The 12,049-nt window shown below is 46.9% G+C and carries 14 protein-coding genes; 11 read left to right on the top strand and 3 right to left on the bottom strand.

Translation table 11 applies throughout. The features are described from left to right. Nucleotide 1: 1 nt before the first annotated feature. On the top strand, nucleotides 2-1,261 hold the full coding sequence (locus tag IE104_RS09215; RefSeq protein WP_189417703.1) for a response regulator: 1,260 nt from the start codon (nucleotides 2-4) through the stop codon (nucleotides 1,259-1,261). On the opposite strand, the gene rrtA is transcribed toward IE104_RS09215, so the two are convergent. Next, nucleotides 1,258-1,857, bottom strand: coding sequence for a rhombosortase (gene rrtA, locus IE104_RS09210; protein ID WP_189417701.1), 600 nt, complete (start codon nucleotides 1,855-1,857; stop codon nucleotides 1,258-1,260). The two genes, IE104_RS09215 and rrtA, sit on opposite strands and share 4 nt — an antisense overlap. 167 nt (nucleotides 1,858-2,024) lie before the next feature. On the opposite strand from rrtA, the gene IE104_RS09205 reads away from it, so the two are divergent. Then, the gene (locus tag IE104_RS09205) at nucleotides 2,025-2,912 is read left to right on the top strand and encodes a sensor domain-containing diguanylate cyclase (protein ID WP_189417700.1); all 888 of its coding nucleotides are present in this window, start codon (nucleotides 2,025-2,027) and stop codon (nucleotides 2,910-2,912) included. On the opposite strand, the gene IE104_RS09200 is transcribed toward IE104_RS09205, so the two are convergent. After that, nucleotides 2,907-3,149, bottom strand: a complete 243-nt coding sequence (locus IE104_RS09200; RefSeq protein WP_189417698.1) for a zf-HC2 domain-containing protein — start codon at nucleotides 3,147-3,149, stop codon at nucleotides 2,907-2,909. The two genes, IE104_RS09205 and IE104_RS09200, sit on opposite strands and share 6 nt — an antisense overlap. Beyond that, a complete protein-coding gene (locus IE104_RS09195) occupies nucleotides 3,143-3,787 on the bottom strand; it encodes an RNA polymerase sigma factor (RefSeq protein ID WP_229837752.1) in 645 nt (214 codons plus the stop codon). Before IE104_RS09195 ends, IE104_RS09200 begins: the two co-directional genes overlap by 7 nt. 370 nt (nucleotides 3,788-4,157) lie before the next feature. Here IE104_RS09195 and thrS point away from each other — a divergent pair, with 370 nt between their 5' ends. The 9 genes from thrS to IE104_RS09150 all read left to right on the top strand — a co-directional run bounded on the left by thrS (nucleotide 4,158) and on the right by IE104_RS09150 (nucleotide 12,021). Continuing rightward, nucleotides 4,158-6,083 carry a threonine--tRNA ligase gene (thrS, locus tag IE104_RS09190; RefSeq protein WP_189417696.1) on the top strand — a complete coding sequence of 642 codons (1,926 nt, stop codon included), beginning with the start codon at nucleotides 4,158-4,160 and terminating at the stop codon, nucleotides 6,081-6,083. A gap of 83 nt (nucleotides 6,084-6,166) precedes the next feature. After that, the gene (gene infC, locus IE104_RS09185) at nucleotides 6,167-6,715 is read left to right on the top strand and encodes a translation initiation factor IF-3 (protein ID WP_189418407.1); all 549 of its coding nucleotides are present in this window, start codon (nucleotides 6,167-6,169) and stop codon (nucleotides 6,713-6,715) included. A gap of 61 nt (nucleotides 6,716-6,776) precedes the next feature. Beyond that, on the top strand, nucleotides 6,777-6,974 hold the full coding sequence (gene rpmI, locus IE104_RS09180) for a 50S ribosomal protein L35 (protein WP_189417695.1): 198 nt from the start codon (nucleotides 6,777-6,779) through the stop codon (nucleotides 6,972-6,974). A gap of 34 nt (nucleotides 6,975-7,008) precedes the next feature. Beyond that, nucleotides 7,009-7,368 carry a 50S ribosomal protein L20 gene (rplT, locus tag IE104_RS09175; RefSeq protein WP_189417693.1) on the top strand — a complete coding sequence of 120 codons (360 nt, stop codon included), beginning with the start codon at nucleotides 7,009-7,011 and terminating at the stop codon, nucleotides 7,366-7,368. 160 nt (nucleotides 7,369-7,528) lie between these two features. Then, entirely contained in the window at nucleotides 7,529-7,831 is a 303-nt protein-coding gene (locus tag IE104_RS09170; RefSeq protein ID WP_189417691.1) for a chorismate mutase, read from the top strand. 15 nt (nucleotides 7,832-7,846) lie between these two features. Further along, nucleotides 7,847-8,860: a phenylalanine--tRNA ligase subunit alpha gene (gene pheS, locus IE104_RS09165; RefSeq protein WP_189417689.1), complete on the top strand. Its 1,014-nt coding sequence runs from the start codon at nucleotides 7,847-7,849 to the stop codon at nucleotides 8,858-8,860. 92 nt (nucleotides 8,861-8,952) lie between these two features. Beyond that, nucleotides 8,953-11,340: a phenylalanine--tRNA ligase subunit beta gene (gene pheT / locus IE104_RS09160; RefSeq protein ID WP_189417687.1), complete on the top strand. Its 2,388-nt coding sequence runs from the start codon at nucleotides 8,953-8,955 to the stop codon at nucleotides 11,338-11,340. Between the two features lie 32 nt (nucleotides 11,341-11,372). After that, nucleotides 11,373-11,681, top strand: coding sequence for an integration host factor subunit alpha (ihfA, locus tag IE104_RS09155; protein WP_189417686.1), 309 nt, complete (start codon nucleotides 11,373-11,375; stop codon nucleotides 11,679-11,681). After that, nucleotides 11,662-12,021: a MerR family transcriptional regulator gene (locus IE104_RS09150; protein WP_189417684.1), complete on the top strand. Its 360-nt coding sequence runs from the start codon at nucleotides 11,662-11,664 to the stop codon at nucleotides 12,019-12,021. Before ihfA ends, IE104_RS09150 begins: the two co-directional genes overlap by 20 nt. The last annotated feature ends 28 nt before the right edge of the window (nucleotides 12,022-12,049 follow it).

Genomic DNA, 12,049 nt, shown 5'->3' with positions numbered 1-12,049 from the left:
GATGAAAAAAGTCCTGATCGTAGAAGACAGTGATATGGTCATTAAAGTGCTGCGCCATTTAATGGCGCAGTATCCGCACTATCAGGCGCTATTCGCAGCCAACATGGCTCAGGCTCAAGAAATTGTAGAGCAACATCCCCAGGATATTTTCGCAGCACTGGTGGATTTGAATTTACCTGATGCGCCTGATGGCGAAATTGTTGACTACGCTCTCTCGCAAAAAATCCCCACGATTGTGCTGACTGGCAGTTACGACGAAAAAAAACGTGAACATCTTTTTGCCAAGGGCATAGTGGATTATGTCACCAAAGAAGGGCGCTACGCTTACAACAAGGCAGTCGATTTAATTCATCGCCTGGAAAAAAACGAACAGATCAAAGTGCTTGTTGTTGATGATTCCGACATGTCACGTAAGCACGTGAGCAATTTATTTCGCCGCCACTTGTTTCAAGTAGTGGAAGCAAAAGATGGTGTTGATGCAATTAAAGTGCTGCTCGATAATCAGGACGTCCGCTTATTAATTACCGATTACAATATGCCGCGCATGGACGGTTTTGAATTGGTTAAAAACTTGCGTTACAAATACGACAAAACTGATTTGATTATGATTGGTGTCTCTGGCGAAAGCACAGAAGCTTTGTCTGCTAAATTTATCAAACACGGCGCCAACGACTTTTTACGCAAACCTTTTCACCCGGAAGAGTTTTATTGCCGCATTATTCACAACCTTGAATATCTCGAACTGGTTGAGCAAATTACCAGCGCAGCGCAGCGCGATCACCTCACAGGTTTGTATCATCGCCATCATTTTTTTAACGCAGCGCGCGAGGTTTATCGCAACGCCCAGGAAAAATCCATGCCTTTGGCTCTAGCGGTCATTAACGTAGATCACTTCCGGGATTTTAACGAACAATACGGTCATGAATCCGGTGATCTTGCGCTCAAACATGTGGCGCAGTGTTTAAATAATATGCTTGAACGCTTTTTAATTTGTCGTGCGGATGCGGATGATTTTTTTGTGCTCTTGCCGGGGTTGGACAATGAAAAAGCGGTTTCCCTTATTAGCAGGGTACGGCAGCTATTATCTTCTGAAGAATGTGTGATTAACGGCGAATCCAAACGGCTTTATTTTAGCGCCGGCGTTAGTAACCATATGCAAGATGGTGTTGATCCGCAAATCAAAAGTGCTACCCATTTACTGCGATTAGGGAAAGAAGCGGGTGGGAATATGGTGTTGGGTGATGAGGATGCCAATGATTAAGTATGTCGCTTGCGCAGATACTTATCGATAAATAAACCACCCAAGCCAAAAATTAATCCTGCTATGGCTCCGTATAAATGTGCGTCGTAAGCAACAGCAACAGGTAGAAGTGATTGCAGTTCGGTGGCTTGGTAGCCTGGTTGATGTTCTAGAATAATTTTGCCAAAAAGCGCAGCCGTTAAAAGTCCATTCACCCAAAAAGCGTGGCGGTTGTTTAGGAGCAATCCTGCTACAAAAAATCCATGAATCGCCCCTGATAAACCGGCGTAGGTTTCATATTCTGGATTCAGGTAATAAACCCCCAAGCCAACCGCTGTGCAGCAGAACAGAATCAGTGCTATAAAACGCGGGGTTGAAAAGCTTGTTGCCAGTGCAAATACAAAAATGGCAAAAGCGGCAAGATTCATCAAGCTGTGTGCCCAGCCAAAGTGCACAAAGTTACCGGTGAATAATCGCCAAATTTCGCCATCAGCCAGTTTGGCTCGCTCCAGACTTAGAAGTGGAAAAAAAGTATCAGGAAAGGTAGCAAAAACTGCGATTACTCCCGCTATTATGAGGCTGATAGTAACCCTGGCGGAAAACGGGAATAATTTCATAGGCGAGCTGGTCATTATTTGGGTAGTATAAAATATAGGCAGTGTAAGCTTGTGTTATGTTCAAAACTATACAACAAACGATAATGATCCATTAAGAAAAAACCACCTGACAGCAAGATCGACTTACGCTAATCGTGGCCTTCTAATTAGAAACATCAGGCAACAACATGGATTACAAGCTCCTTAATGTAGAGCTACTTAAAAACGTGCTCGACGCATTACCCGATGGCATTTTGATTGTCGGTAATAACCGTCAAATGATTTATACCAATACCCGTTTTCGTGAGTTGTGGAATATTCCGCTGGATACTCATCTTGACGATGAGGGAAGGGCGATTATGCAATACGCCTTGTCGCAGTTGGTCGACCCCGACGGTTTTCTGCGCATCATAGAATCCTTGCATCAAACGTCCCAATCGCTTGAAGATGAAATTCGTTTGCGCGATGGGCGCGTGTTCCGGCGGCGGAGCGTTTCTTTTCAGGATCAGGATTTAGGGCAATCAAGAATCTGGATTTTCACCGACGTAACAGCTATTACGTACAGCCACATTGATACCTTAACCGGTTTGCTCAACCGCAATAAATTCGAACGCCATTTTTCATCCTTAAGTGTGGCGGCGAGCCCGCAATCTGTAGTGGGAATAGCGCTCTTCGATCTCGATCATTTCAAATTATTTAATGATACCTACGGACACGCTGCTGGTGATGATGTGTTGCGTAATATCGGCAAGGTTATTCGCGAGCATTTACAGCGAACATCGGATTCAGGTTATCGCGTGGGCGGTGAAGAATTTTTCTTGCAGTATCACAGTCGCACCCGTGAGGATGTTATTACGTTTATCAATAATATTCGCAGTGCAGTTGAGCAGTTGGCAATTCCACATAAGGCCAACCCTCCTTATGATTGCGTGACAATTTCCTGTGGTTTTGGTATTTGCACGCAGCCTAAATCGCCAGCATTTATTTATCGTCAGGTTGATAACGCGCTTTATCAATCCAAAGCCAATGGCAGGAACCAAATTACCTTAATTGAGCTGGATGAGTTGGAGCTATAATTTTTTTTGTTTTATCCGTTGCAAAATTGCTTCTGCGTTTACTGGTTGTTGCTCGTTAATAAATTTAGGCGCAACTTCTTTGGTAAGTTTTAAATGCTTAACAAAGCGGCGACAGTTGGCACACATCATCAAATGCACACGAATTTTGAAATTGAGTTTCCCATCAACACAATTATCAAGATAGTCGCTAGCCAAGCTGGCAACTTGCTGGCATGTCAGTAGCTTGAATTTCAACATGAGCCAGTCTCCTGATAACGGTCTATCACTTGCATAAGCGTCAAGCGAGCGCGGTGAACAAGTACGCGAACATTTGCGGCGCTGACTTGCAAAATCTCACAAATTTCTTCAAATGATTGTTGCTCTATATCACGCAACATAAACGCTGCTTTTTGCGCAGGCGGCAATAAGTTCAGGGTTTTATTGATGCAATGTTGCAATTGTTTTTCTTCCAATAATTCTTCAGGTGACTCACAATTCCACATAGGTGTTGCAGATTGCCAATGTCCATCACTTTTAAAATTATTGCCGTCCAAATAACTTCCGGGCGCTTCGCCATCCAGCTCTTCCAAGGATATCCTGCGCGATTCGCGGCGCAAACGTGCTTTGGCTTCATTGCTTACAATCGTTATTACCCAGGTTTTAAGCGATGAGCGCTGCTCAAACTTGCCAATATTGTTGTGAATGGCAACCCAGGCATCTTGCACAACATCGTCGGCAAACGTATCCCCGCAAATAGCGCGCGCGATGCTCAACATTGTATGTTGAAAGCGAGTGATGATTTCACAAAAAGCGCGGTCATCTCCGGCAATCAATGCAGTGATAAATGCTTGCTCGTCCATGTTGTCCATATAGGTGGATGGTGGCGAAGTTGTCATTATTCTGGCTCAACCTTAAGTTGCGCGCAGATTACCATAAGAGTCGCCTTGAGTATTAGATAACCGCGACACGGAATTGTTACAGTTTTCCGAAGAAATAAAATTTTACTGGCTATCAACGCCTCCACTTTTTATACTCGCCGACCTGCTTTAAATAGCAGTTTTATGTTTTCGCTTAAGGTAGCCCATTATGAATGTGGCACAGCGACGGCAGTAGTAGGCAAAGCCAGCCAGAAAAAGCGCAGTTTATTGTAATAAATGAGCATTTTTATGGTTGGGTTTAACGACCTAATGCCTAGCACCTTGATCTGTGAGAATTTCTATTATCAAGTGACCTTTGGTAGGGGTCACCACTGAAAAGGGTTACGAAATGCCTATTATTACTCTCCCCGACGGTTCCAAACGTCAATTCGATGCTCCCGTGTCCGTGTACCAAGTTGCTGCTGATATTGGCCCTGGTTTGGCCAAGGTAACTCTGGGCGGCCGCGTCAATGGTCAACGTGTGGATGCTCACGATCTCATCAGTGAAGATGCAGATTTGGTGATTTTCACCCCTAAAGACGAAGATGGTCTTGAGATTATTCGCCACTCCTGTGCGCATTTGCTCGGCCATGCCATCAAACAATTGTTCCCCAATGTGAAAATGGCCATTGGCCCAACGATTGATAATGGCTTTTATTACGACATCGACATCGAGCAAAAGCTTACGGATGAAGATCTGGCTGCGATTGAAACGCGCATGATCGAATTAGCTAAAACCGAATATGACGTGGTGAAACAAAAAGCGACTTGGCAAGAAGCCTATGATGTTTTCACTGCGCGTGGAGAGAGCTACAAACTGGAGATTCTGGATCGCGACATTCCTAAAGATGCAACGCCGGGTCTCTATCACCACGAAGAATACGTAGACATGTGCCGTGGTCCGCACGTGCCTAACATGCGTTTCTGCCTGAATTTTAAATTGATGCGCACTTCAGGTGCCTACTGGCGTGGCGATTCCAACAACAAAATGTTGCAACGCATTTACGGCACTGCCTTTGCCGATAAAAAGCAATTAGCGGCTTATTTGAATCTGTTGGAAGAGGCTGCCAAGCGTGATCACCGCAAACTGGCGAAGAAGTTTGATTTGTTTCACCTGCAAGATGAAGCACCGGGTATGGTGTTCTGGCATCCAAAAGGTTGGACTTTGTGGCAACAAATCGAGCAATACATGCGCGCCAAGCAAATCGACTGGGGTTATGACGAGGTTAAAACTCCGCTGATTATGGATCGCACCCTGTGGGAGAAATCCGGCCACTGGGAAAACTACCGCGACAACATGTTCACTACCGAATCGGAAAAACGCGATTTTGCGGTTAAGCCCATGAACTGCCCGGGTCACATCCAGATCTTTAATCACGGCTTGCGCTCACACAAAGATTTGCCCTTGCGTTTGGCGGAATTCGGTTCATGTCACCGCAACGAGGCATCTGGTGCTCTACACGGCATCATGCGTGTACGTGGATTCGTGCAGGACGATGCCCATATTTTCTGTACTGAAGACATGGTTGAAGCAGAGGTATCAGCGTTTAACACTATGTTGAAAGAGGTTTACGACGATTTTGGTTTTACTGATATTGCTGTGAAGCTATCGCTGCGCCCTGAAAAATACGCCGGTACTCTAGAGACTTGGGAAAAGGCCGAAAACGGTCTGCGTACTGCTTTGCGCGCTGCTGGTTTGGAATGGGAAGAATTGCCGGGCGAGGGCGCTTTCTACGGTCCCAAGATCGAATACCAAATCAAAGATGCCCTTGGCCGTTCATGGCAGTGCGGCACAATCCAGCTGGATTATGTCTTGCCTGAGCGCTTGGATGCTGAGTACGTGGCGGAAGATAACGCCCGTAAACGTCCGGTTATGTTGCACCGTGCAATCCTTGGTTCTTTCGAGCGTTTCCTCGGGATTTTGATCGAACACTACGAGGGTTCATTCCCGGTCTGGTTATCACCAGTTCAGGCCGTAGTTGCGAATATCACTGATAATCAGGCCGATTTTGTCAGAAAAGTGGAAAAAACCTTGCGTGATAAGGGCTTCCGCGCCATTTCGGACTTGAGAAATGAGAAGATCGGCTTTAAAATCCGCGAGCACACAATTCAGCGGGTTCCCTACCTGCTCGTCATTGGCGACAAAGAGGTTGAAAATAACTCTGTAGCAGTTCGCACAAGGGACGGAAAAGACTTGGGTGTAATGAATCTGGAAGCCTTCATCGAGCACTTGACCGCCGATATAGCGCGTCGAGGCCGAATTCTTGCTCCTTAAAAAAGAGCTTTCTGCCGAAGAAAAGCCTGCAGAGTAAATGAGCCAGTAAGATTCGTTTTTATTAATTATTTGGAGATACAACTATCAAACGAGATAACGCCCCCGCTGCTAAAGGAAATTCCAAGAAAGCGCGGATCAACGATCAGATCGAAGCTAAACAAGTTCGTTTAATTAATGCCGAAGGCGAACAAGTCGGTATTGTTGCATTGAGTGATGCACTGGCTCAGGCACAAGCGGCCACTCTGGATTTAGTGGAGATCGTTGCTGATAGCGATCCTATAGTCTGTAAGATTATGGATTACGGCAAACATCTGTTTGAGATCAAAAAGACCAAAGCTGCTGCTAAGAAGAAACAAAAGCAACAGCAAATTAAAGAAATGAAATTTCGTCCAGGGACGGAAGAAGGTGACTATCAGGTGAAATTAAAAGCCTTGATACGTTTCCTGGGGGATGGGGACAAGGCCAAGGTAACCTTAAAGTTCCGTGGCCGTGAACTCGCCCACCAAGAGTTGGGGATGGAAATGATGCAACGCATCGAGAAAGACCTGCTCGAGTTGGGTACCGTAGAGCAAGCTGCCAAGATGGAAGGTAAGCAATTGACTATGGTGATCGCCCCTAAAAAGAGAAAATAGTCGGGCTTTTAGCTGCCTTGATTATTTATTATGTTTATCTATATGTGTGGAGTTTTACCCCATGGCAACCAAAGCTAAAGTACATAGCGGAGCGTCTAAGCGCTTCAAAAAAACCGCTGCTGGCTACAAGTTCAAGCACGCAAACAAGAGTCACATCTTGACCAAAATGACTACTAAACGTAAGCGCCAATTGCGCGGTACCAGCATCATTGATGCGACTGATGTACCACGTGTTAAGCGTATGTTCCGTGCCATTTAATGGCTTCATTAGTAATCAAATAGAGGTTTAGAAAATGGCTCGTGTAAAACGTGGTGTAGAGGCGCGTCGTCGTCACAAGAAAGTATTAAAAGCAGCTAAAGGTTATTACGGTGCACGTTCGCGTACATTCCGTGTTGCCAAGCAAGCTGTTATCAAAGCTGGTCAGTACGCTTACCGTGATCGTCGCGTTAAGAAGCGTAACTTCCGCGCTTTGTGGATTACTCGTATCAATGCTCAGTCTCGTGCTGAAGGCTTGACGTACAGCCAATTGATTGCTGGCCTGAAAAAAGCCAACATCGTATTGGATCGTCGTGTGTTGGCCGATTTGGCTGTGCATGATAAAACAGCATTTGCTGCTGTTGTTGCGAAGGCTAAATCAGCTCTGGCTGCTTAATCGTCCAACGACTTCAGGTGTTAAGCAATTAACACCGCTGTGAACGCGATGAAAGGGGAGGAGCTTCGGTTCCTCCCCTTTTTTATGTACAGGATGTACGGTATGCCGCGGGCGCAGGACGCGCAGGAGCGGCGTCTATCAGGCGAAGTGAGAATTCAAAATGAATAGTTTTGAAAATCTGGACGAGCTAAGAAAGAGCATCGACAACATTGATAACGCCATAATGGCGATGTTCGCAGAACGTTTTAAGGTGACGGCTAAAGTCGGACACTACAAAGCTCAGCACGGATTGCCAGCAAAAGATATTGAGCGCGAAGCCATTCAATTGGCCAGAATCGGCGAGCTTGCAAAAGCCTATGGCCTTGATCCTGTGTTTGCGCAAAAGTTACTAGTGAGCGTGATTGATTGTGTTGTAGAAAATCACCAATCAATTGCCCAAGAATACGAATCACAAAAATCTTAATAACTGGAATAGCAGATGGAAAATCTCGCTGCGCTTACTGAAGAAGCGCTCAAATTAGTTGCCAATGCTCAAGACTTGGCTGCGCTCGATGCTGTGCGTGTTGATTATCTGGGCAAGAACGGCAGCATTACGGCACTCATGAAAACTCTCGGCAAGTTATCGCCGGAAGAGCGTCCGGCTGCTGGTGCAGAAATTAATAAAGCGAAAGATGCTGTGCAAGCTGCATTAGATGTTCGCAAATCAACGCTTGAGCAAGCTGCTATTGCCGCAAAACTCGCCGGTGAAGTTGTCGATGTAACGCTGCCAGGTCGCGGCCAACACACTGGCGGTTTACATCCAGTAACGCGCACCTTGCAACGCATCGAAGATATTTTCTCTGCGGTGGGTTACACCGTAGAAGTCGGTCCGGAGATTGAAGACGACTACCACAACTTCGAAGCACTCAATATTCCATCGCATCACCCTGCGCGTGCAATGCACGATACTTTTTATGTGGATGACACTCACGTGTTGCGTACGCACACATCGCCCGTGCAAGTGCGTACCATGGAAAACAAAACGCCACCGATTCGTGTGATTTGCCCTGGCCGTGTTTACCGTTGCGATTCTGATGTAACTCACTCACCGATGTTTCATCAGGTAGAAGGATTGGTTGTAGATAAAGACATCAGCTTCGCCGATTTGAAAGGCACTATGGATCAATTCCTCAAAACCTTCTTTGAAGCCGATGTACCTGTGCGTTTCCGTCCTTCTTATTTCCCATTCACCGAGCCTTCGGCTGAAATGGATATCCAGTGCACCCAGTGTCGTGGTAAAGGCTGCCGTATGTGTAAAAACAGCGGTTGGTTGGAAGTTGGTGGTTGCGGCATGGTTCATCCGGAAGTTTTCAAGGCGAGCGGTGTTGACCCGGAAACCTACACCGGCTTTGCGTTCGGTATGGGCGTGGAACGCTTGGCGATGTTGCGTTACGGTGTAAACGATTTGCGCTTGTTCTTTGAGAATGATCTGCGGTTCTTAAAGCAATTCTAATTTGTATGCAGGTTGGATTGGGCGAGGCCTAATTCGGTACCAGAACAATGTCGGGCTAGAGTTTTGCTCGCTCGACCTACGGAATAGACGATATGAAAGTAAGTGAATCCTGGTTGCGCGAGTGGGTAAATCCTGCGGTTGGCACCGACGAATTAGTAGCCCAGCTCACCATGGCGGGTTTGGAAGTAGATGCGATCGAATCAGTCGCCGGCGATTTTACCGGTGTAATCGTGGGTGAAATTGTAGCTTGTGAGCAGCATCCCGATGCTGACAAGTTGCGTGTAACCCAAGTTGCCGGTCTGCCTGATGGCCCAACCCAAGTGGTGTGCGGCGCGGCTAATGCGCGTGTAGGTATCAAAATCCCATTTGCTACTATTGGTGCTGAATTGCCAGGCGACTTTCAGATCAAAAAGGCCAAGCTTCGCGGTGTTGAATCATTCGGCATGCTTTGTGGTCAAACCGAATTAAAAGCAGGTGATGACGATACTGGCTTATGGGAATTGGCTGCTGACGCTCCTGTAGGTGCAGATATTCGAAACTATTTGAACCTTAATGACAAGCTTATCGAAGTAGATTTAACTCCCAATCGTAGCGATTGCCTGAGTGTTAAAGGTATCGCTCGTGAAGTCGGTGTACTGTTCCGCGCGCCTGTGCAGTCGCCAGCAATCGATCCAATTACAGCAACTATTGCCGATACTTTCCCAGTAAAGCTTTCTGCGGGTGCCGCGTGCAGCCGTTATGTTGGCCGTGTGATCCGCAATATCGATATCACCAAACCGAGCCCTGCTTGGTTACAAGATAAGCTCGTTCGCGCCGGTCTGCGTAGCATTGACGCGGTAGTGGATGTAACTAACTATGTGCTGGTCGAATTAGGCCAACCTATGCATGCCTTTGACTTGTCAAAACTGTCTGGTGGTATTGATGTTCGCTTGGCCAAACAAGATGAGGCGTTGACATTGCTGGATGGCCAAGAGGTTAAGCTCAATGCCGATACTATGGTGATTGCCGATCAGCAGGGCGCATTGGCAATTGCCGGCGTATTTGGTGGTAAACCAAGTTCAGTTACGACTGAAACCCGCGATATTTTTCTTGAAAGCGCTTTTTTCAATCCATTAGCAGTTGCAGGTCGTGCCCGCTCTTATGGTTTGCATACTGACTCCTCACATCGTTTTGAGCGTGGTGTAGATTACAACCTGCAGGTGGAAGCTATCGAGCGCGCAACTGCATTGTTGCTTGAGATTGTCGGTGGTGAAGCAGGCCCCTTGACCCATGTGACCAACGATCATTTGCCGCAAGAGCGTCAAGTAACTCTACGCAAAGCCCGTATTGTCAGTGGCTTAAGCTTGGAGATGGCGGATGACGAGGTGGTAGATATCCTTACCCGTCTTGGTTTAAGTTTGGTTTCTCAAAACGCTGACGGCTGGACTTTCAATGTCCCAAGCTACCGTTTTGATATTTCCATTGAGGCCGACTTGCTTGAAGAGTTGGCTCGTGTATATGGCTACAACCGTTTGCCAACCCGCGCTTTGGCTACACCTATCCAAATCGATGAACGCCCAGAAGCTGTTCTTGGCGTTTCAGCTGTGCGTCGCCAGTTGGTTGCTCGCGGTTATCAAGAGGCGATTACATTCAGCTTTATTGAGCCAAAACTTTCTGCTTTGTTTGATCCAAAGTGCGAGCCAGTAGTGCTCCGCAATCCCATTAGTGCAGATTTGGCAGCCATGCGGACCAGCTTGCTGCCCGGTTTGGTTACCGTCCTGCGTAACAACCTCAACCGTCAGCAAGAGCGTGTTCGCCTATTTGAAACTGGGTTGCGTTTTGTACCGAGCGAGAAGGGCGGTGTTGATGGTTTGCAGCAAGAAGCTATGTTGGCCGGTTTAATTTACGGCAGTCGCTTGCCAGAAGCTTGGTCAAACGTCGCGGAAGCGGTAGATTTCTTTGATATCAAAGGCGACCTTGAATCTGTTTTGGCAGTTACTGGCAATGCCAAAGACTTTAGCTTCCAGGCGGGTGAGCATTCCGCTTTGCACCCCGGCCAAACTGCAGCCATATATCTTAACGGCGAACTACAAGGCTATGTGGGTGCTTTGCATCCAACCTTACAGCAACAGTTGGATATTCCTAAAAACGTCTTCTTGTTTGAGTTGAAGCTGTCTGCGGTTACCCAGGCGAGGGTGCCAGCATTCTCAAGCCTGTCGCGCTTCCCCGAGGTGCGCCGTGATCTGGCGATCCTGATTGATCGTCAAGTGGCAGCTAAAACCCTGATGGATACTGTATCTGCGGCCGCAGGCGAGCATGTGACGGACTTAAAGGTGTTTGACGTATATATGGGCAAAGGCATTGATCCACATAGAAAAAGTGTTGCTTTGGGCTTGACCTTTCAGCATCCATCACGCACTCTTAACGAGGATGAAGTTAATGCTTCCATAGATGCGGTTATTAAATCTTTGGAGGCTAATTTCGCTGCCACCCTAAGATAGCCCTATGACAGCCCTTAATAGGAAAAATAACTATGTCGGATGGTGCTTTAACCAAAGCGGATTTAGCTGAAAAGCTGTATGAAGATTTAGGTTTAAACAAACGTGAAGCCAAGGAGCTGGTCGAACTCTTCTTTGAGGAGATTCGCCACGCGCTTGAAAATAATGAACAGGTTAAGTTATCCGGATTTGGTAACTTTGAACTGCGCGATAAAAGCCAGCGCCCGGGTCGTAACCCGAAAACTGGCGAAGAAATACCAATCAGCGCGCGCAGGGTAGTAACCTTCCGTCCCGGACAAAAACTTAAGGCTCGAGTAGAAGCTTATGTTGGAACCCAGTCATAACGACGAACTCCCGGTCATACCCGGGAAGCGCTATTTCACTATTGGTGAAGTCAGTGAGTTGTGTGCGGTTAAGCCGCACGTGCTGCGCTATTGGGAGCAGGAGTTCCCCCAATTAAAGCCCGTTAAACGCCGCGGTAACCGCCGCTATTACCAGCGTCAGGACGTAATGACGATTCGCCAGATTCGCTCATTGCTCTACGATCAAGGTTTCACGATTGGCGGCGCTCGTTTGCAAATGAGCAGCGAAACTTCGCAGACCGATATCAACCAATTTTCGCAATTGGTCAATCAAATGATTGGCGAGTTGGAACAGGTTTTAAAGGTGTTAAAGTCGCGCTAAAAAGCCCCATAAATTCCCGTCGGATTAA

Origin of the sequence: Cellvibrio zantedeschiae, from assembly GCF_014652535.1 — a bacterium.
Taxonomy (GTDB): domain Bacteria; phylum Pseudomonadota; class Gammaproteobacteria; order Pseudomonadales; family Cellvibrionaceae; genus Cellvibrio; species Cellvibrio zantedeschiae.
This window is presented reverse-complemented; position numbering and strand designations above follow the sequence as displayed.

Coding starts and splice junctions, on each gene's coding strand:
- IE104_RS09215 (WP_189417703.1), top strand. CDS start 2: ATGAAAAAAGTCCTGATCGTAGAAGACAGTGATATGGTCATTAAAGTG.
- rrtA (WP_189417701.1), bottom strand. CDS start 1,857: ATGAAATTATTCCCGTTTTCCGCCAGGGTTACTATCAGCCTCATAATA.
- IE104_RS09205 (WP_189417700.1), top strand. CDS start 2,025: ATGGATTACAAGCTCCTTAATGTAGAGCTACTTAAAAACGTGCTCGAC.
- IE104_RS09200 (WP_189417698.1), bottom strand. CDS start 3,149: ATGTTGAAATTCAAGCTACTGACATGCCAGCAAGTTGCCAGCTTGGCT.
- IE104_RS09195 (WP_229837752.1), bottom strand. CDS start 3,787: ATGACAACTTCGCCACCATCCACCTATATGGACAACATGGACGAGCAA.
- thrS (WP_189417696.1), top strand. CDS start 4,158: ATGCCTATTATTACTCTCCCCGACGGTTCCAAACGTCAATTCGATGCT.
- rpmI (WP_189417695.1), top strand. CDS start 6,777: ATGGCAACCAAAGCTAAAGTACATAGCGGAGCGTCTAAGCGCTTCAAA.
- rplT (WP_189417693.1), top strand. CDS start 7,009: ATGGCTCGTGTAAAACGTGGTGTAGAGGCGCGTCGTCGTCACAAGAAA.
- IE104_RS09170 (WP_189417691.1), top strand. CDS start 7,529: ATGAATAGTTTTGAAAATCTGGACGAGCTAAGAAAGAGCATCGACAAC.
- pheS (WP_189417689.1), top strand. CDS start 7,847: ATGGAAAATCTCGCTGCGCTTACTGAAGAAGCGCTCAAATTAGTTGCC.
- pheT (WP_189417687.1), top strand. CDS start 8,953: ATGAAAGTAAGTGAATCCTGGTTGCGCGAGTGGGTAAATCCTGCGGTT.
- ihfA (WP_189417686.1), top strand. CDS start 11,373: ATGTCGGATGGTGCTTTAACCAAAGCGGATTTAGCTGAAAAGCTGTAT.
- IE104_RS09150 (WP_189417684.1), top strand. CDS start 11,662: ATGTTGGAACCCAGTCATAACGACGAACTCCCGGTCATACCCGGGAAG.